Annotated in this window: 19 protein-coding genes and 1 pseudogene; 17 read left to right on the top strand and 3 right to left on the bottom strand. The window is 45.9% G+C overall.

The features are described 5' to 3' along the window. Window positions 1-144 precede the first annotated feature (144 nt). The 10 genes from ACTWJ7_RS18130 to ACTWJ7_RS18175 all read left to right on the top strand — a co-directional run bounded on the left by ACTWJ7_RS18130 (window position 145) and on the right by ACTWJ7_RS18175 (window position 12,292). The gene (locus ACTWJ7_RS18130) at window positions 145-1,812 is read left to right on the top strand and encodes a sensor histidine kinase (protein ID WP_301877037.1); all 1,668 of its coding nucleotides are present in this window, start codon (window positions 145-147) and stop codon (window positions 1,810-1,812) included. Continuing rightward, window positions 1,812-2,075 carry a response regulator gene (locus tag ACTWJ7_RS18135; RefSeq protein ID WP_443145717.1) on the top strand — a complete coding sequence of 88 codons (264 nt, stop codon included), beginning with the start codon at window positions 1,812-1,814 and terminating at the stop codon, window positions 2,073-2,075. Before ACTWJ7_RS18130 ends, ACTWJ7_RS18135 begins: the two co-directional genes overlap by 1 nt. A gap of 193 nt (window positions 2,076-2,268) precedes the next feature. Continuing rightward, entirely contained in the window at window positions 2,269-3,432 is a 1,164-nt protein-coding gene (locus ACTWJ7_RS18140; RefSeq protein WP_443145718.1) for an AraC family transcriptional regulator, read from the top strand. A 98-nt stretch (window positions 3,433-3,530) separates the two neighbouring features. Further along, window positions 3,531-5,105, top strand: coding sequence for an FAD-dependent oxidoreductase (locus ACTWJ7_RS18145; RefSeq protein WP_443145719.1), 1,575 nt, complete (start codon window positions 3,531-3,533; stop codon window positions 5,103-5,105). 11 nt (window positions 5,106-5,116) lie between these two features. After that, a complete protein-coding gene (locus tag ACTWJ7_RS18150; protein WP_443145720.1) occupies window positions 5,117-5,746 on the top strand; it encodes a hypothetical protein in 630 nt (209 codons plus the stop codon). A 17-nt stretch (window positions 5,747-5,763) separates the two neighbouring features. Further along, window positions 5,764-6,699 (top strand): SGNH/GDSL hydrolase family protein, encoded by a 936-nt coding sequence (locus ACTWJ7_RS18155; RefSeq protein ID WP_443145721.1) that lies wholly within the window; start codon window positions 5,764-5,766, stop codon window positions 6,697-6,699. Further along, window positions 6,636-6,971, top strand: a complete 336-nt coding sequence (locus ACTWJ7_RS18160; protein ID WP_443145722.1) for a hypothetical protein — start codon at window positions 6,636-6,638, stop codon at window positions 6,969-6,971. Before ACTWJ7_RS18155 ends, ACTWJ7_RS18160 begins: the two co-directional genes overlap by 64 nt. Before the next feature lie 259 nt (window positions 6,972-7,230). Continuing rightward, complete coding sequence (locus ACTWJ7_RS18165) at window positions 7,231-8,517, top strand: golvesin C-terminal-like domain-containing protein (protein WP_443145723.1); 1,287 nt, start codon at window positions 7,231-7,233, stop codon at window positions 8,515-8,517. After that, window positions 8,484-10,304 carry a hypothetical protein gene (locus ACTWJ7_RS18170; protein WP_443145724.1) on the top strand — a complete coding sequence of 607 codons (1,821 nt, stop codon included), beginning with the start codon at window positions 8,484-8,486 and terminating at the stop codon, window positions 10,302-10,304. Before ACTWJ7_RS18165 ends, ACTWJ7_RS18170 begins: the two co-directional genes overlap by 34 nt. After that, on the top strand, window positions 10,292-12,292 hold the full coding sequence (locus ACTWJ7_RS18175; RefSeq protein ID WP_443145725.1) for a golvesin C-terminal-like domain-containing protein: 2,001 nt from the start codon (window positions 10,292-10,294) through the stop codon (window positions 12,290-12,292). The genes ACTWJ7_RS18170 and ACTWJ7_RS18175 overlap by 13 nt, the downstream gene beginning before the upstream one ends. A 155-nt stretch (window positions 12,293-12,447) precedes the next feature. Here the strand turns inward: ACTWJ7_RS18175 and ACTWJ7_RS18180 are convergent, their stop codons facing one another. The 3 genes from ACTWJ7_RS18180 to ACTWJ7_RS18190 all read right to left on the bottom strand — a co-directional run bounded on the left by ACTWJ7_RS18180 (window position 12,448) and on the right by ACTWJ7_RS18190 (window position 14,554). Next, entirely contained in the window at window positions 12,448-13,428 is a 981-nt protein-coding gene (locus ACTWJ7_RS18180) for an amidohydrolase family protein (protein ID WP_443145726.1), read from the bottom strand. Window positions 13,429-13,535: 107 nt separating this feature from the next. Then, window positions 13,536-13,943 carry an amidohydrolase family protein gene (locus ACTWJ7_RS18185; protein WP_443145727.1) on the bottom strand — a complete coding sequence of 136 codons (408 nt, stop codon included), beginning with the start codon at window positions 13,941-13,943 and terminating at the stop codon, window positions 13,536-13,538. Window positions 13,944-14,203: 260 nt separating this feature from the next. Next, entirely contained in the window at window positions 14,204-14,554 is a 351-nt protein-coding gene (locus ACTWJ7_RS18190) for a MarR family winged helix-turn-helix transcriptional regulator (protein ID WP_301877028.1), read from the bottom strand. Between the two features lie 46 nt (window positions 14,555-14,600). On the opposite strand from ACTWJ7_RS18190, the gene ACTWJ7_RS18195 reads away from it, so the two are divergent. The 7 genes and pseudogenes from ACTWJ7_RS18195 to ACTWJ7_RS18225 all read left to right on the top strand — a co-directional run bounded on the left by ACTWJ7_RS18195 (window position 14,601) and on the right by ACTWJ7_RS18225 (window position 18,321). Beyond that, window positions 14,601-15,137, top strand: coding sequence for an SDR family NAD(P)-dependent oxidoreductase (locus ACTWJ7_RS18195; protein ID WP_079345239.1), 537 nt, complete (start codon window positions 14,601-14,603; stop codon window positions 15,135-15,137). Between the two features lie 155 nt (window positions 15,138-15,292). Next, window positions 15,293-15,754, top strand: coding sequence for a hypothetical protein (locus ACTWJ7_RS18200; protein WP_301877027.1), 462 nt, complete (start codon window positions 15,293-15,295; stop codon window positions 15,752-15,754). 236 nt (window positions 15,755-15,990) lie between these two features. Beyond that, a complete protein-coding gene (locus tag ACTWJ7_RS18205; protein WP_301877026.1) occupies window positions 15,991-16,236 on the top strand; it encodes a spore gernimation protein GerQ in 246 nt (81 codons plus the stop codon). A 13-nt stretch (window positions 16,237-16,249) separates the two neighbouring features. Further along, window positions 16,250-16,690 carry a spore coat protein gene (locus tag ACTWJ7_RS18210; RefSeq protein ID WP_443145728.1) on the top strand — a complete coding sequence of 147 codons (441 nt, stop codon included), beginning with the start codon at window positions 16,250-16,252 and terminating at the stop codon, window positions 16,688-16,690. Further along, window positions 16,635-17,771: a zinc-dependent alcohol dehydrogenase gene (locus ACTWJ7_RS18215; RefSeq protein ID WP_301878373.1), complete on the top strand. Its 1,137-nt coding sequence runs from the start codon at window positions 16,635-16,637 to the stop codon at window positions 17,769-17,771. The genes ACTWJ7_RS18210 and ACTWJ7_RS18215 overlap by 56 nt, the downstream gene beginning before the upstream one ends. A gap of 33 nt (window positions 17,772-17,804) precedes the next feature. Continuing rightward, window positions 17,805-18,013: pseudogene (locus ACTWJ7_RS18220) on the top strand (hypothetical protein). Further along, window positions 18,010-18,321, top strand: a complete 312-nt coding sequence (locus tag ACTWJ7_RS18225; protein ID WP_079345245.1) for a spore coat protein — start codon at window positions 18,010-18,012, stop codon at window positions 18,319-18,321. Before ACTWJ7_RS18220 ends, ACTWJ7_RS18225 begins: the two are co-directional and overlap by 4 nt. Window positions 18,322-18,341 lie beyond the last annotated feature (20 nt).

Consider the following 18,341-nt stretch of genomic DNA (forward strand, 5'->3'; position numbering starts at 1 on the left):
CTATTCGTAGCCCCTCTCTTTATTAGCATATGCTATTCTTAGTTTAAAACGGAACTAAAAGGAAGATGATCGATGCGAAGAAGAATCAGCTTGCCTTTAAAATTATTTTTGATCGTGTTTGCATTTGTATTAGGGTGCATCATCTTGATAAGCCAATTGTCTTATCGCTATGTCCAAAAGGAAATAAGAACCAATGACATTTTTTACACTAACCAAATCCTTAACAAGGTAGACCAGTACTTCACTGTTAATTTTTCCTCCTTCCAGACGATTCTCTTCTCAGTCGAAACATCCGTGAAAGCCAATATTGACAATACGGAAGTGATTAAAAAACAATTAAGAGAACTGTATGAACTCAATAGTAATTACGTCAGTAATATTTATTTGATCAAAAGCGATTTATCCATTCTAGGTGGAAGTACAGCTACTCGAATATTCGATGAACCTTTATCTGAAAGAGAACCTTTGTTTGATGCGGCCGACAAGAACAGAAGGACTACCTTTGTTAGTGAACCTTACAAATCGAAGTATTCCGGCTGGACCGTTACGATGGTTCGATATCTGAACGGTGCTCCGTTTCCTATGGCCATTGCGGTTGACTTGGATCTAAATGCTATTGAAGAAACCTTGTTCAAGATTAATAAACAAGAACAAATGAATCTGGCTCTGATCACAGCGTCAGGTAAAATCATTGCCGGATTTTCTGGAAATAAAGGACTACTGAATATTCAAGATCATACGTTTTCGATCGGGGAAACGTCAGCGGAACAAATCCTGGATACGACAGAAACAAGTCTTCAACTGCATACCATGGATGGCATTCCGGTCTCCCTTCTGAAAAAACCGACGGAGAAATTCAACTGGACCATCATCTCAATCAATGATGATTCACGCTTGAAAGCCGCTTTATCCAGATTGGAAATCTATTATATTGAGCTTCTAGCTGCAGGTCTTCTCTTAAGTTTGTTCATTTCTTTTTTGGTTGCCAAATATATAAGGAAACCACTCTATACACTCAAAACAAAAATGAAGCAAGTGGAGCAAGGCTTACTCACAACGACAATTACGATTAATCGAAACGATGAGTTTGGAGATCTTTCACGAGCATTCGATCGTATGCTGCAGCAAATTGTGGAACTGATTCGGCGAGCGGAACTTCATAATGAGCTTGAGCGGAAGTTGGAAATCCAGGTGCTGCAGTCTCAAATTAATCCTCATTTTCTGTATAACACACTGGGTTCGATCAGCAACGTTATACGTCTCGGACAAATAGAGAAAGTAGATGTGGTAATCGGATCGCTCATTTCATTATTGGAATACGGGATAGACGATGCTTCAGAGAAGGTTTCCTTACGTCAGGAACTACGCAATGTAGCGGATTATATCGAGATCCAGAACATTCGGTATAACCGAAACTTCCACTTGATTGAACATATCGAAGCAGGGTTAATGGATTTCCCTGTTTTTCGAATGCTGCTGCAGCCGCTTGTAGAGAATAGCATCTTCCATGGTTATAACGGAGGGGCAATTGAGGGGCCTATTACGATTCATGCGTACAGGGAGGACGGTATTGTCATCATAGAAGTTGTTGATCAAGGCGAGGGAATTCCAGCTGATAAAATAAAGCATATTTTAATCTCAGAACCGAGTGAAATGGAAGTAAAAAGGAAAAGAATCGGGCTAAATAATATTCATGGCCGAATAAGACTTCACTACGGAGATCAATTCGGACTGCAAATCATTAGCATACCTAAGGAAATAACCCGTGTGCGCGCTTTATTCCCGGCAGAATTGCAAAAAGGAGATTCATAATGGTGAGAGACTATACCTGCTTCATTGTTGACGATGAAGACCTGATCATTCAAAGATTGGAATTGTTTTTTAATGAACTCTCTCATAGGGATAAGCGATTTGTTCTAGTGGGCAAAGCGAATAATGGGCTGAATGGGATCGAGGAGATTTTAAGACTTAAGCCGGACATCGTCATATCCGATATCGTTATGCCGCGAATGGACGGAATCTCCATGATTGAGCAGCTCAAGGCGGAGCTCCCCATACCCAATACATACTTTTGACCGCCTATTCATCCTTTGAATACGCCCAGCGAGCTATTCAAGCCAACGTATTGGAGTACATTGTAAAGGTTCCGCTGAGGGAAACGGATTTGAATCGAGCTTTGGATAAGGCAGCCGGAATATTAAATGAGTTTAAGAAAAAGAAGCGGAATTTCAATCGTTAAACGTATCCGTGCTTGAAAATAAATATAGAGTGCGCAAGCAATTTTTTAACGAACTGATCAGAGGCGAAATTCCTTCTCATCGGGCATCGGATTTTGCTAATCGCATGCAGTTTCATTTCTTTCAAGCCAACTATTGCTGCTTCATCGTCGAAATGAATACGTATGAAAGTTTCCGAAACGAATACACTGCCGCAGATCAAAGCATCTTGAAATATGCGATTACGAATATCATCGAAGAAACGGTGATGAATGGTGGTAGTGGGGTAGCTGCGGATCTTTCCGATAATCGTTTTATTGGCTTTTTATCCTGGGAAAATAACCGCAGTGATATGGAAACGGAATATGCTTGCCTATCCTTGGGAGGGCAGATCGTCTCTCATTTGCATCAATATTTGAATCAAAGGGTATCTGTCGCTTTCGGTGGTCCACACCGAGGCTGGGAATCGATCAAACAGGCGTACACGGAAGCTAAAAATGTGAGTGAGGATTTCTATTATCATACCGAGAAAGTAGTAAAAACACCGATGCATCGGTTCCAATACCATAATGACAAAAAAGCAGACTTTCAGCAAAAGCTGGCTGATTTTCTTATGCGGCTGAAAAGGAAGATTTCCAAGGAAGAGCTGGAGAATGCACTTGCCGATCTGAACCAATTTGTTACGGACCATAAAATCCACAAGTCTATCATGGCTCCAATGATTAGAGACTTGTACAGAGACATTACCGTAAAGTTTAAATCAGGGAATAAGATGGCCACGGAAGTTTCGGACTTCCCCATGGAATTTATGGTTTTTCAGGAGCAGCTCTCCTATATTGGCGACTTCACCTTCGAATACGTACACGCGGGCCAACTATTACATCGTGCAGAGATCATGAGTGCTATGCATTTTATAGAGAAAAACCTGAAACAACGCTTAACGTTGGAGGCAATTGCGGAGGAAGTGAATCTAGCGCCATCGTATTTTAGCAGCTTATTCAAAAAAACAATGAACGAAGGCGTGATCAGCTATATCAACCGTAAAAAAATCCATCTCGCTCTCGAGTTGTTAAACGTCCGGGATTATTCTTTATTGGAATTGTGCGAGGAAGTAGGCATCGTCAATGAAGGTTACTTTTGCAAACTGTTTAAAGAATATACGGGTGATACGCCTAAGCAATATCGGATAAAAATGACACGGTACGAATCCAAATAAGGATGCAAAAAATGTATGATTTTTTCGCGAAATCCTGTAAAAAAAAAGGGCCAAAACCATTACCATGATAGAAGCATCTAATCATGGAGGTTATCAAAATGGAGCTTATGAAAGCAGATGTAACCGTCGTAGGTGGAGGTATTGCAGGGATATGCGCTGCCATTGCAGCTGCACGCCAAGGTCTGCAGGTTTCACTTATTAATGATCGGCCGGTGCTTGGGGGAAATGCGAGCAGCGAGGTGAGAGTTCATATCAACGGGTCGGCATATCTCGGAAACAGTCCATCCTATTATGCCCGCGAGGGCGGGTTGGTAGAAGAACTCAAGCTGAAGATCTTTCATTATAATCCGTTATACAACAAGAAGCTTATGCTTTCGCTTTCGGATACGGTCTTGCTCGACATGGTTTATGATGAGCCTAACATTTCTCTATTTCTGAATACATGTGTACATGAAACGGGCATGGAGAACGGCAGAATTAAATGGGTGGAAGGCCTTCAATTAGCTTCCGAAAGAAAATTTCGTTTTGAAAGCCCAACCTATATCGATTGCTCCGGCGATGGAATTGTTGGATACCAAGCAGGTGCTCACTTCCGATGGGGAAGAGAGGCGAAGCATGAATACAACGAGGAGCTCGCTCCAGAAGTGGCGGATCATTACACTATGGGCGATACGATTCTGTTTCAAGCCCGTGACGTAAACTATTCCGTTCCTTACAAAAGACCAGGCTTTGCGTATGACATTACGAAGCTGGAATTTTTCGATAGTATCAGAAAAGGCTTAAACCATCGGTCTTTTCCAAGGAAAATCAACGGGCTGGGCGGATTGTGGTGGCTGGAATACGGCGGACATATGGATATTATCAAGAATAATGAAGACATCGCATTGGAACTGCGAAAATTGGTGTATGGGATATGGGATTATATCAAAAATAGCGGCGAGTTTGATGATGTGGATAATCTCATCTTGGATTATGTATGCCCAATTCCCGGTAAGCGGGAGTCGAGGCGGTTTATCGGGGAGCACATGCTGTCTCAGAACGATCTTACAGGAAAGCCGCATTTCGAAGATGCGGTATCCGTTGGGGGCTGGTATATGGATCTGCATGCGAACAAAGGCATCTACGATGAAGGGCCTGCTACAGCGTGGAATTTCGTGCCCGGATTGTATAATATCCCTTTCCGCAGCTTATTTTCACGCAACATTCCTAATCTGATGTTCGCTGGCCGCAATATAAGCGCTACCCATGTGGCTTTCGGTTCTACAAGGGTCATGGCAACCTGCGGTTGTATGGGGCAGGCGGTAGGAACGGCTGCGGCGTTATGCTTGAAATATGAGACAGACCCCGCGTCCATAGTCAAAGAGCATATGGGTGAGCTTCAAAAGCAGCTGCTTCGTGACGGGCAAACGATTGTAGGGCTTCAGGAGCAGTTGGAACCTTATTTCGCTGACGGATTAACGATTCGTGCCTCGTCTCAGCGCAGCTATGATAATCCTGAGCCAACTGAAGAGATCTCCTTGGAGAAAGCGTTATGTTTGGTCTTGCCAATTCAGACATCGGTGGCTGAAAGCGTGCGAATCAAAATTAAAAACAGGTCCGAGCATGCGGAAACGTTGCATGTAAAGCTGTTTGGCGGGAGCGGAAGGAAAACTATATTCCCACCAGCGAGCTGAAAGACTATCACTTGCTTATTTCAGCGGGCCATGATGACTGGATTACGCTGGACCTGGGCTGCGAGAAGCCGGCTGACGACAAAATCTACATCGTTTTGGAAGGCCCGGCGAGCCTTGCCGTACATGGCAATGAAGAGAAGTTGACAGGAGCGGTCAGCTTCCATTATAGACCAGAAGTGCCTTCCAGGTTGAAGAAGCTTAATAAAAGCATTTGTTTCAAAGACCTATTGCCATCTCAAAATATGTATTATCCTGAGAGTGTCGTCAACGGCTTCTCCAGACCTTATGGTCTGCCGAACGGCTGGATTTCTGAACGCACGGAAGGGCAGGAATGGTTGGAATTTGGTTTTGCAAGCCCCAAAAATGTAGACGAAATCCATCTTGTCCTTAATTCGCAGCTGAATTTGGAGCATTTTGACGATCCGATCGAGCCACTTATCCAAGATTATGATGTGACCTTAACCTTAGAAGATGGAAGCGAGAGTGAAATTAATATCCGTGGTAATTATCTTTCGTTGAATAAACATCAGGTGCATGCAAAAGGGGTAACCCGAATCCGGTTTGATTTCTCTGCAACGTATGGTTCGCCTTATTATGAAGTGTTTGCTGTAAAATTTTTTGCTCCTAAAAACGCTAAGTGAGGGCGGGTGAAGTCGCGATGAAGGATTATTTCCCTCGAAGAGGGCTGCCTAATGTCATTCAGAAGTTGGAAAATGGGGAAACCGTAACAATCGTCTATTTTGGCGGCAGTAATACGCGTTCTGAAGGATACAGGGTCATGACAGCGGATTGGCTGCGAGGGCAATATCCCGATGCAGATATCCGCTCTGTGAATGCAGGCATTGATGGGACAGGATCGGACCTCGGCTGCGCCCGTTTGGAGACAGATGTACTGAGTCATCAGCCTGATCTCGTATTTGTTGAATTTGTTGGAAACGATGGGGGAGTTCCCGAATCCAAAGCGCGAATCGAAGGAATTGTCCGACAGATCCGCAAGCGGAGCCGTTTTACGGATATCCTGTTTGTATATACGGTTAAGGAGCGGGATTTGACCTCATTTCAATCCGGCGAATACCAGAAGGGAGCTCTTATGCAAGATGAAGTCGCCGACTATTATGGTATTCCTTCGATTCATCTGGGTGTAGCGGTCAGTCAATTGGTTTCAGATGGAAAGCTTATTTTTACTTCAAGGGAAGACGTGTCCATCCCCGGAGCCGTTATTTTTACACATGATTCCATCCATCCAACGATTCCCGAAGGACATCAGATTTACACAGATACAATCACACGGTCGTTTGAGAAAATGAAAGAACTTCGAGATCACGTGGGAAAGGTCGAACATCACTTGCAGCAGGACCCTTTGGTCCCGGCCAATCCTTGGGAGTATGCAACCATACTGCCACTGGATATTTTTACTCATTTTTCCGCAGGTTGGTCTTACATGACCCCTGATGATTTTCCTTTAGTGCGTGAGTACGATTGGTTGTTCCCGGTCTATGGCGAGCAGTCGATCCCGGAGAGACGATCACAGTGGAATTTGAGGGAACCCACATCGGATTATTCGATATCGGGGGGCCGGATTCCGGCAGATTGAAGGTGTCGGTGGATGGAGGGGAACCCTTCCTTATTGATCGATTCACACCATATAACGATCATAATCGCAATCAGTATGTTTTCTTACCGGAGCTACCAAATGGGAAACATACCATTCGTTTCGAAGTTGACCACGAGAAGACAGATAAAGCGGCCGTTTTTGAGGCAGCCGGCAATGAAAGAAGTATGGAGCATGTTCGGCAGCATCCAACTTGGTATGATCAAACGGTCATTCAGCTTGGGAAATTGCTATTGGTGCAGCCGCCATTATAATGAATTAGTCCACTTGGAAAACCTATATTCTATCTGAATGCAACTGAGCAATCAATTAGGATGTAGGTTTCTTTTTTACTTAAAATCTTATAAAAAATTGTTAAAATGAAAGAAATTTCACTGTGATGTGACATGCTAAGATAGAAACGATAGAGCGGGATTAGCCAGAAGGCTAGGTTTATTGCTTTTTTACGATCATTTGAGCAAAGGGACATCTTTTTTGGAAGCGTTATCATTAATAGGAGAGGCTGTGAGTTGTATGGTTAAAAGGAGGCTGTTTTTCTCAATCGTTTACATGTTGACGATCGTAGTTCCTTTAAGCCTGGCTGGAATAAGGGCTGCTTATGCGGAGACCTTACCTTATCAAACGATTATCATCGATGACGGAAGTATCAAAATCAATGATGTTGTGACACTGGATCCAGATAACGAGAACAATGGATATTCGGCTCCAAATTGGACCACAAGCACAGGGGTAAAGGGGTATGACAATTCCAGCTCCAAATATACGAGTACAGCAGGCAGAACGATAACATGGAATCCACGCTTGGAAGCAGGAACCGCGAAAATATCGTTCTATAAGCTGGATTGGGCGGATAAAGCAGATAGTAATGTAAAAATTGAGATTGTTCATAATGGAACGACGGATGTAGTCTTTATGGATCTAAGACCATCATCTGGCGCTCCAGCAGGTTGGGTTGATTTGGGAGAGTACTATCTTTCCGGGGTTGGTGAAGAATTCGTTAAATTGACCCGCTCTACCAGCACCTCGAACACGATCCTTACGCGCGCTGATGCGGTCAAGTTCGAAGGGAATATAAGGCAGAAAGAGCCACATAAGACGATCATCATTGATGATGGAAGCCTTACGATTGATAATGTCGTTACTGTTGATTCGGGCAATGCCAGTAACGGATTCTCCGCTCCTTATTGGAACACAAGTACGGGAGTGAAGGGATACAATAATTCCAGTTCCAAATATACGGACGCCGTAGGCAGAAGCATCACATGGAATCCGCGTTTGGAAGCAGGGAAGGCGAGAATATCGTTCTATAAGCTGGATTGGGCGGATAAAGCAGATAGTAATGTAAAAATTGAGATTGTTCACAACGGGGTTACGGATGTCATGTTTATGGATCTGAGACCTTCGTCGGGCCCATCTGTCGGATGGGTGGATTTGGGGGAGTATGAGTTTAGTGGTGATGATACCGAATTTGTCAGGCTGACTCGAACTCAACCTACGACGGGCAAGATTATTACCCGGGCTGATGCGGTCAAGTTCGAAGGAAATATCCGGCAGCAAGCACCACCATTGCCTCCGCTGCGCAGCCGCACATTAGAGAATCTCAGTTACACAGAAAAAGGCAGCATCGAAAATGAAAACTATAAAGCGACCTTCTATGAGGCAGAATGGGATGGGGGCAAATCCATCGTTCGTGACATGTTCTACAAGAACACGGACACAGGAAACTGGATGCCCATAAATAGTGTGTCGGAAAGACTTGAGGAGCAATGGGTTTTATTGGATGGGAATGCGGGAGCCTAACCAATTACTACGATACGATGAACAAACGCTGGATTACATTCGACGGAATTCATTTTCCCGACAGCCACACAGCGGTATTGACCGATTCTTCGCATGGCAGTGATTACGATTTTGAAGTGAACTGGTCTATGGCAGAGGGCAAACCTGATGTTTCCTTCGCCTTTACACCTCGCCGCGATGGCAATTATGTGATTGGATATCAGTCCTTCACAACAGAGGTCGTCTCGGGCATCAATGAAGTGTTAAGTGGGTTCAGGTCGCACGCAAAAATGGTAGGGACAGTGGAATCAACAAGTTTGAGGGAACTGAGCGCTCCAATGAGTTTGGTTGAGAAGAATGACGGTGCGGGGAATCCTTTGACGTATGGGGTATTTGTACCATCAGATAAGCTCCCGGTTGAATTTGAACCGACGGGAGGTGTGACGAAACAACGACTGGGCATGAGCTTGGTCAATAACGAAGGCAGCGTGCAGCCGATCCTGTATGCCCCTCAACTGGGGACATATTCGCAAATGACCGCAGAGAGCACCTACCAATTTCATATAGGGTTAATCGCTCAACACAGCAAACTTTATGAGTCCTACGCGAATATTCTTCGCAGTGAGTATGGATATTCGGCATACCGGGAAAATGTCTCCGAGCAATCGCTTACTGACGCGATGTTCAATATGATTGATGTGCTTAAGATAGAGCCGCAAGGGGACGACTCTGTTGATTATGTCCCGTCACCCAGCGGGTGGTGGAGCCGAGCCAAGGGTTTTATTGATATCGAAAACGAGGATAGCGTTCGAACAAGCTCGAATGCGGTTCTTCTGGGAGCTTACTATTTGACCGGTGATGACCAGCTTTATGATACGAGAGCATTGCCATCCGTCCAGTATGGCGTTTCGCGAAATGGCATCGGATGGTCGCCGACGAAGAAGAATGTATACGGCGTGCCTTCATTATGGAAAATGGCTGCTCTGCCGTTCGATGTTTCAAGCGTAGCCTCAGTGAATCAGATGATGGGCACTTCGGCAGGAATTGAGGCGATGGCACAGGAAGAGTACCTCGTGCGTGATCCTGACCAGAAAGACCGAGGCCCTGTCATTCAGCCGCTGATGATGTATCGTATGACGGGAGATGCACAGTATTTGCAGGCTGCCAAGGATGCAGCCGATAGCTATATCATGCAGCATATTGATACGCCTGCATCCGTGAATGTGAGTAAAAATGAGTTCATTTATTATTATAGCAAGCTGTGGATGGAGATCTTGGAGCTTTATGAGGAAACTCAGGATCCCAAATACTTGGATGCCGCTTATAAGGAAGCCAAACGGTATGCAACCATGTTCGTTGCTCGTCCAGTTCCTGAAGGGAACGTTACGATTCCGCAGCCTGAGACATATAACTATGCTGAATCTTTCCATTGGCCGGAAAGCGGAAAATTTCAATATCCTAGGCTCAAGCTTCCAGAAGATGTAGCCGGAGGCGTACAAGCGGAACGATGGCTCGTTTCACCAAGCGGATTGACGTTTGAAGCGGGAAGTACAACCGGCTATTATCGGATGAATGCCCAGGAAGCTCCATTCATGCTGAGGTTGTCGCTCTATACAGGTGATAAACTGCTGCAGGATATTGCTCATAATGCGGTTATTGGTCGATATTCCAGTTACCCAGGTTATTACTATAAGGGCTTTGCCGTTAGCCAACTGGAACCCGATTTTCCTTTGGAAGGCCCAAGCGGGGCTACATCCATCTATTATCACCATATCCCGGGCAGCTCGGGCAAACGATGGATTATCTGATCAGCGAACAAACGTTGAAATCGAACGGGAGTATTTCATTTCCTTCCGTATTCGAAACGAATTTTTTATGGTTCAAGTATCACCTCTATGGGAATAAACCAGGCCAATTTTATGGGAATTCGGATGTTTGGCTTTGGATGCCCAATGGGATTATTCAGACCAACCATCCTCAATTGAACTGGATAACGGGTGAGAGCGGGGATAAATTCTACATCGGGCTAAGCAACGCATCGTCAGAAGAAGTTCAGACTCCGATCGAATTGAATGAACAGATCATTGGGTTCAACCCGGCACAAGATTATAACGTAACGATCATCCGCGATAATGGCACACCAGAACAAGCGGTTATGAGGGGCGGAATCATTCAAGCAACGGTTTCAAGCAAGGGAATCACCGCTATCATTGTAGAGGGACTCGATATTGATGTGCCGCTGCATCAGGTTAGAACGGCTGATCCATCGGATGCAAGCTATTTCTTCGATACCCATAGTCCAATCGATGCGGTTAAAGGCATGCTGATCGTCAAGCCTGACGAAACGGTTTATGATGCTTATGTGCAGGCCAAAACGACGAAACCAGCGACAATCCATTATTCCTTGGATGGCGGAGCTACATATACGACCATCCCAGATACGATATATCCGATGGAATGGTCGATACGGGTGGACGATTTATCCCAAACCTTCACGTATTATGTGGAATCGGAAGGGAAAGAGACCCGCAAGCGGACACTCTATCTGCCCGATCAGGTAACGGAAACTCCAGTCCAACCCGATGGTCCGGATGGTTCATCGATCATTGTGGATAATACGGAGGCGGAGACAGAAGGCGTCTGGATAAGGGATACGACGGCTAACGACTATTACTATGATAACTATGTGTATGCCAAATCGACAGCCGGCACAGCGACAAGCAAAATGAAATGGCGGCCGGAGCTGCCCGAAAGTGTTACTTACAGTGTGTATTACAAGCTTCCGCAAATAACGGCTGCGACTGAAAATTGGGCGACGAATGCCTCATTTACCGTTTATTATAGCGGGGGCTCCGAGACGGTTACCGTTGATGAGACAACGGCCAATGGTACTTGGGTACATCTAGGTGACTATCCTTTTGCGGCAGGTGATAGCGGCTACGTTGAATTAACCAATAAGGCCAACAAGTCAAGGGTCGTTGCCGATGCGATCATGTGGGTGGACCCAAACAGGATACCGCAATTGGAATCTGCGGTAATCCTGTCCGATCGGAACGAGCTTCAGATGACTCAAAACGCACAGCTGAGCGTAACTGGCTATTTGGATAACGGTTTGATTGGTGATCTGACACAGGCCAATGTGCAGTATTTCGTTGACCGTACGGATCTGGCTGAAGTGGATAGCAGCGGTACGTTAACCCTTCTAAAACTTGATGGGGCAACGGATTACATTGAGGTATGGGCCACCGTAACGATTGACGGAGTGACCTTAACAACTCCTACGTTGACCATACCGATCAAGGACCTAACGGTTATCGTCGACAGTACAAATACAACAGGGTTGTACACGACAGAAGGGTCCTGGAACCAAAGCAATCTAGCTGGATACAAAATTGGGGTTAAGTCTCGTTATACTACAGTTCAAGGATCATCAGCAACGTGGAAAGGCCAGTTTCCGGAAGGGAAATATACGGTTTCCATCTTCAAGCTCGTCCATACGACGGCAAACGATAATCATGTCAAAGTGGAGGTGAAGCATAAGACGGGTACCGAGGTGACGTATATCGATGCAACGGTCGGCTCATCGGGTTGGGTTAATCTAGGAACGTTCGACTTTACAGGAGACGGCAGCGAGTATGTTCGTTTAACCAGAGAGACTCCAACAACGGTAGACCCGCCAACGCTTCCTGCCGATATGATCTATACGAGGGTTGATGCAGTTAAGTTCGAACGACATTCCGTGAGTCCAGAGCTTCTTGCAAATGAGGAGCCAGGTGAACCGACAATGTCTGAATAATAGCTGAGCAGGCGAGTCATTGAATTTTTGAATTGCAGAAGACAGCTATATGTAAAATACCAAAAGATCTCTTCACTACTGAAGAGATCTTTTGGTGTACAACAACTTATTTAAAGTCGCTATTTTGCGGCTTTTCGTCCTACTTCAGTTACGCATTAATGATTATGAAGGATGTACTTAGTGTCAGACGAGTCTGATCTTTCCGGTTCTTTCATATCGGCAACCTTCATCACGGGGTATGTTTTAACTGCTTGATCCAAGGTCTTCTTTTCTATAAGTTTTCCGTCCAAGACAACCGCAGAGATGCTTGTTGTGTTTCGAATGTCCTCCAGAGGGTTCTTTTCAAGCAGCACAAGATCGGCGAGCTTTCCTTTTTCTACGGTACCCAGTTCCTGCTCTCTTTCCAAGTATCGTGCAGGATTCAGCGTTGCCGTCTGCAATGCCTGTAGCGGGGACAGGCCGCTTTTCACCAGCAATTCGAGTTCATCATGTAAGGAAACGCCGTATATAAAGTTGGTCATTTCGAAACTGGAATCGGTACCTGCAAGCATAGGCACGCCAGCATCATTCAGCTTTTTGACCATATCTGGCGTTGTAGAATTGATGGCCGTCATTAATTCCGTTTGTTCGGGAGGCGTGGAGCGAATCACTTCGGCCCATTGCTCCTGCACGGCAGTCGGTACATATGTGGACCGCGGATCGATTTCGGTTTTGGCCATATTCAAATAAGTAACCATGGTGGGTACAGGCCAGACTTCCTTTTCTTTGAAAGTGTTAAACAGCTTGTTAGCCTTTACGGAATCATAGGATTGGGAGGCCTCGATCTCTGCCAGCGAATAACCAAGCAAATCGCTCATGTCTGCATGCTGGAAAATATCATCTTCAATGCTCGAAGTGGCAATAAACAAACCGTGCAGATGTTCTATGCTCTTAAACCCCAATTGAACGGCTTCGCTGGCCCGTACCTCTACCGGCAAATGACCAACCACTGGCAAGCCGTACTTCCGGGCTTCATCCATGACCGCCAAAAACAGAGGACGTGGCAACCAAGAGTATACCTTGATATGATCCGCTCCTTTGACCGCATTGAGACGTACGGCTTTGCGTGCTTGTTCCTCTGTTTCCAAGTAGAACATGTGAGGGGCATCGTCAGCTGGACCTCCATTCAGGGTCGAACCCGCATAAACAAGACGTGGGGCCGTCATACCGGATCGAATGCTATTTTTCCATATATCGACGTTTTTCAGAGCTGCCCCATCTCCCTGACTCCGGTTACTCCGTTAGCCAGAAAAAGCGGGAAGGCGTCTTTATAGTTATCTTCCAAATGGACGTGCATATCCCACAAACCAGGAATGACGTATTGGCCCGTTGCATCACGTACTTGCGCGTAAATGGGAATCGCCGTTTGAGCGCTGTTTCCAATGTGACTAATCTTATTATCCGTAATGATAATCGTCTGATCGTTAGTTAACTTTCCCGACCTTACGTCCACGATTGTTGCATGCTGCAGTACCAATGTCTGCCTAGTCACAGGCTCGATGCTTGCATAACCAGTACCTGCTCCCGTTAATGCAATTAATAATGCGAAGATCCCTAACACCAACAGGGACTTCCTGAAGCTAAGTACGTTTCTCTTCCTTGTTAAACTCATTGTTGTCCTCCTCGTAAAATTAAATAATATCAATCGATATAATTTAATTGTAGAGATCAAATCCTGAATTTTTATTAATTCATTCTTACAAAAAGCTTACATTTGTACGAGTGAAGGAAGACGGACTGCGAGAAATGGCAAAAAACTCAACCGGGTAGGGGATAAGACGTAGCCCTTTCCGTTGAGTTTTTTTCTGATAGATGCGATTTTTTCCGTGAGTTGTGGCTCGTGGTCAAGGTAGCGGAGATTCAAAAAAGACGCTAAGACCTTGTGTTTGTCCTTTCCGCCAGATTCTTAATCAACTCAATATCTTGGTCGGTTAATTGTACAAAAAAATGTTTGCGTATTGCTTTGGAGAGGTAGGGACGGGCATCATCCAACTTCGATTTTCCAGCGGGAGTAATCATGACTTGAATTCCGCGATCGGTGTCTAGTGGTTTCCTCATCACTAGTCCTCGTTTTTCCATCCGCGTCAGATGATGAGATAATCGACTCTTATCCCAGTCCATAGAGTCGGCTAATTCCTGTTGGCGAAGGTTACCGTTGCCAAAAAGGATTAATCGATCCAATACTCCAAAATCACCTTCTGATAGTCCTGTCTGATCAGACATGTCTTTGACTACACGACCGAAGATGGTCTGAAAAGAACCTTTCCACATATGCGAATTTGGTCGTCTCGATGTACTTGTAAACAATGCGGGTATCTCACACGCAGGTAAACCGGATAATCCGTTTCCAAGTGGTGGTGCGACGAGCGGTCTATTGACCGTTGCTTCGCTCGAAGACATTCGTGCAGTTTATGAAACTAATGTTTTTGGTGTCATTGCTGTCACCCAGGCCATGTTGCCACTTTTGCGTGAGGCTCCGACAGCTCGCATCGTCAATCTGGGCAGCACCGGTGGCTCCCTTAGTTGGAATTCCATTCCCGAAAATACACATCGTGCGATGTTTGGGGCCTATTCGGCATCAAAATCAGCTGTTCATGCGGTGACACTTGCCTTTGCCTTTGCGCTTGAATCGACAAATATCAAGGTCAATGCGGCATGTCCGGGCTTTACATCGACTGCGCTCAATAATTTTGCTGGTACTCGTAGTGTTGAACAAGGGGCTCGTGAAGCAGTCCGGCTTGCGATGATTGGAGCGGATGGTCCAACTGGAACGTTCTCAGATGAGGATGGACCCGTTGCGTGGTAATTATAGTTCATTAATAGTCAACAGCTAAAGGAGGATTTCATCATGCGTGTTTTCGTAACAGGAGCAACAGGTTATATCGTAAGCCGTTTGTGATTACCACGCACGCCAATGGATTGGCAGCAGAAAACGTAGTATTATCGTTGGCGGAGCGAGAGGTGCGAACATCCATTGTAGAGCTATGTCCTTCGGTACACGGTGAGGGTGACACCGGATTTGTGCCGAGACTAATCGATATTGCTAGAACAAAAGGCTTTGCAGCCTATGTGGGAGAGGGAACCAACCGCTGGCCAGCTGTGCACAGCCTGGATGCCGCACATCTATACCGCCTTGCGTTAGAAAAAGCACCCGCTGGTTCACGACTAGATGGGGTGGCAGATGAAGGAGTGCCATTTCGCGACATCGCAAGTGTTATTGGTAAACACCTGAACGTGCCTATAGTCAGTATTTCCCGTGAAGAAGCTGATGCCCACTTCGGTTTCCTCAGTACACTTGCAGCGCTCGATATTCCAAGATCAAGCCTGGCTACTCAACAACTTCTGGGGTGGAGGCCTGTGCAACCTGCACTGATCCCCGACCTCGGACAGTCTCACTATTATGCTCCCGTACAACCTAGCTAAAATACGGGAACACTTCAACGAGGCAGCCGATCCAAACGGATCGGTTGCCTCGTTTTTTTTGTATTAGAAAGGGGCAGTGCGATGAAATTAACTCCTATTGAGTGTTTTCTTTTTTTTTGATGTCTATAATTGGAATATTTTGATATGCGGTATAGGGGGAGAAGCCGAATCAAGCTTTATGCAGAGGGATAACCTAATTTTACATCCGTGTTCAATGAAGGAGGTGCAAGTCAAACGTGAAAGATATTTCACTCGCCCCGCATGAATCCCTAGATCTCCATGAAGTGCTGAATTTCAAGACGCTCTGTGCGGCAAAGTCCAAGCTGATGCAGGGGGTCGTTTTCGACCAGGAATTGAAGATGCTCATGCAAAAAGACGTAGAACAATCCACGGTGGATATCAGTGAGCTGACAGCGCTCTATCAAAGAGCGCCATTCCAGTCTCCGGTTCCCGAAAGCAAACCTACTCCCATTCTAAATTAAAGGTGATGACCTGATGAACAGCGATTATTTAGATCCGATCAATTCGCTTAACATGCCTGAAATGGCCGACATGACATTCGCCATGGATTTTCTGCTTCGAGCCAAGGAAGGGGTACGGAACACCGCCGTTGCCCTGACCGAAACCGTATCGTCCGATGCAAGAGAACTGCTCAAAAAGCAGTTAAAACAGGGCATTGCCCTTCACCAGGAAATTACTGAGCTCATGATTCGAAAAAAATGGTTTCATCCATATGAGCTGAACGAACAATATCAGCTGGACCAGCTTTCCGCCAAAAATACGGCCATGATTGCCGGAATGAACCTGTTTCCGGGAGATACGTCGCGCAAAGGGATGTTTGACAGGACGCCGGATGAGCATAAGGGGAAAGCCAGGCATGATGAAAGCAGTGACGTACCAAGGAGTCAAAAACGTTGTCGTCAAAGACGTCCCTGATCCGAAAATCCAAAAGCCGGACGACATGATCGTCAAGCTGACCAGCACCGCCATTTGCGGCTCCGATTTACACCTGATTCACGGCATGATTCCCAATCTGCAGGAGGATTACGTCATCGGGCATGAGCCGATGGGGATCGTAGAGGAAGTCGGACCCGGAGTCACTAAGCTGAAAAAAGGGGACCGTGTCATTATCCCGTTCAATATTGCTTGTGGTGAATGCTTTTACTGTAAAAATCAACTGGAGAGCCAGTGCGACAATTCTAATGATAACGGAGATATGGGAGCATATTTCGGTTACTCGGGAACGACCGGTGGGTTTCCTGGCGGGCAGGCCGAATACTTGCGGGTTCCGTTTGCCAATTTTACGCATTTTAAAATTCCTGAAAGCAATGAGCAGCCGGATGAAAGCCTTGCTTTGATCGCCGATGCGATGACAACCGCTTTTTGGAGCGTTGATAATGCGGGCGTGAAACAGGGCGATACGGTGATCGTGCTTGGCTGCGGTCCGGTTGGACTGCTTGCTCAGAAGTTTTGCTGGTTTAAAGGGGCGAAGCGGGTTATCGCTGTCGATTATGTAGATTACCGGCTGCAGCATGCCAAAAAGAATAATAACGTCGAAACCGTCAATTTTGAGCATCATGAAAATGTCGGTAGCTACCTGAAGGAAATTACAAAGGGTGGAGCGGATGTGGTCATCGATGCGGTGGGCATGGACGGAAAGATGAGCGATCTCGAATTCCTGGTGAGCGGTCTGAAGCTGCAAGGCGGAACCATGAGCGCGATAATTATTGCTTCCCAAGCGGTTCGCAAGGGCGGAACCATTCAAATTACCGGCGTATACGGCGGCCGTTACAACGGATTTCCGCTGGGCGATATCATGGAGCGCAATGTAGCCATTCGCTCCGGACAAGCACCGGTTATTCATTATATGCCCTACATGTATGAACTGGTGACAACAGGGAAGGTCAACGTGGCCGATATCATCACGCATGTGATTCCGCTGAGTGAGGCCAAACGCGGCTATGAAATGTTTGATACGAAGACAGATAACTGCATTAAAGTTATTTTAAAGCCGTAAAGAGCTTGATTAAACAAGGGAGTGAAGTTCTAGATGAACCCAACGTATGCGATGCATGAAGCCTTGGAGGTGCATGAGATTGCTGCCTTCAAGACGGTCTGCATGACGAAGTCCAAAACGATGCAGGCGCTGGTCACGGACCCGAGCTGAAGCTTATTCTCCAGCAGGATGCCGCCATGTCGTCTGATCAGCTGGCCGAGCTGTCCGCAATAATGACCAAAGGAATGGAGACACTGCAATGAATCCTGTACTGGAATACATGACTGGCATGAACAAAATGACAGATGATGTGATCGCCATGGACTTTCTGGCCACGGCCAAGAGCGGCGTCCGGAATTTGGCGATGGCCGTAACGGAATGCGTCACACCGGAAATCAAGGGTGTTCTGGAACGCCAATTGGAACAGGCAATCGATACGCATGAAAAGATCAGCAAATATGCGATTGCCAAGGGACTGTATCATCCCTTCAACGTGCAGGAACAGTTCCGCGTCGATCTACAGCAGATCGAAACGGCGCAGAGCATACCCTCACCATCACCAACACAATAGTATCGAGCACACACTTACAA

The sequence above is a fragment of the Paenibacillus sp. 1A_MP2 genome (assembly GCF_052244825.1).
GTDB lineage: Bacteria > Bacillota > Bacilli > Paenibacillales > Paenibacillaceae > Paenibacillus > Paenibacillus vandeheii.

What these genes read in the sequence shown, in the direction of transcription:
- ACTWJ7_RS18180 (WP_443145726.1), bottom strand. Translation starts at nt 13,428, where the DNA reads ATGTTCTACTTGGAAACAGAGGAACAAGCACGCAAAGCCGTACGTCTC.
- ACTWJ7_RS18165 (WP_443145723.1), top strand. Translation starts at nt 7,231, where the DNA reads ATGGTTAAAAGGAGGCTGTTTTTCTCAATCGTTTACATGTTGACGATC.
- ACTWJ7_RS18225 (WP_079345245.1), top strand. Translation starts at nt 18,010, where the DNA reads ATGAATCCTGTACTGGAATACATGACTGGCATGAACAAAATGACAGAT.
- ACTWJ7_RS18170 (WP_443145724.1), top strand. Translation starts at nt 8,484, where the DNA reads ATGGGTTTTATTGGATGGGAATGCGGGAGCCTAACCAATTACTACGAT.
- ACTWJ7_RS18155 (WP_443145721.1), top strand. Translation starts at nt 5,764, where the DNA reads ATGAAGGATTATTTCCCTCGAAGAGGGCTGCCTAATGTCATTCAGAAG.
- ACTWJ7_RS18215 (WP_301878373.1), top strand. Translation starts at nt 16,635, where the DNA reads ATGAAAGCAGTGACGTACCAAGGAGTCAAAAACGTTGTCGTCAAAGAC.
- ACTWJ7_RS18185 (WP_443145727.1), bottom strand. Translation starts at nt 13,943, where the DNA reads ATGAGTTTAACAAGGAAGAGAAACGTACTTAGCTTCAGGAAGTCCCTG.
- ACTWJ7_RS18210 (WP_443145728.1), top strand. Translation starts at nt 16,250, where the DNA reads ATGAACAGCGATTATTTAGATCCGATCAATTCGCTTAACATGCCTGAA.
- ACTWJ7_RS18135 (WP_443145717.1), top strand. Translation starts at nt 1,812, where the DNA reads ATGGTGAGAGACTATACCTGCTTCATTGTTGACGATGAAGACCTGATC.
- ACTWJ7_RS18145 (WP_443145719.1), top strand. Translation starts at nt 3,531, where the DNA reads ATGGAGCTTATGAAAGCAGATGTAACCGTCGTAGGTGGAGGTATTGCA.
- ACTWJ7_RS18190 (WP_301877028.1), bottom strand. Translation starts at nt 14,554, where the DNA reads ATGTCTGATCAGACAGGACTATCAGAAGGTGATTTTGGAGTATTGGAT.
- ACTWJ7_RS18175 (WP_443145725.1), top strand. Translation starts at nt 10,292, where the DNA reads ATGGATTATCTGATCAGCGAACAAACGTTGAAATCGAACGGGAGTATT.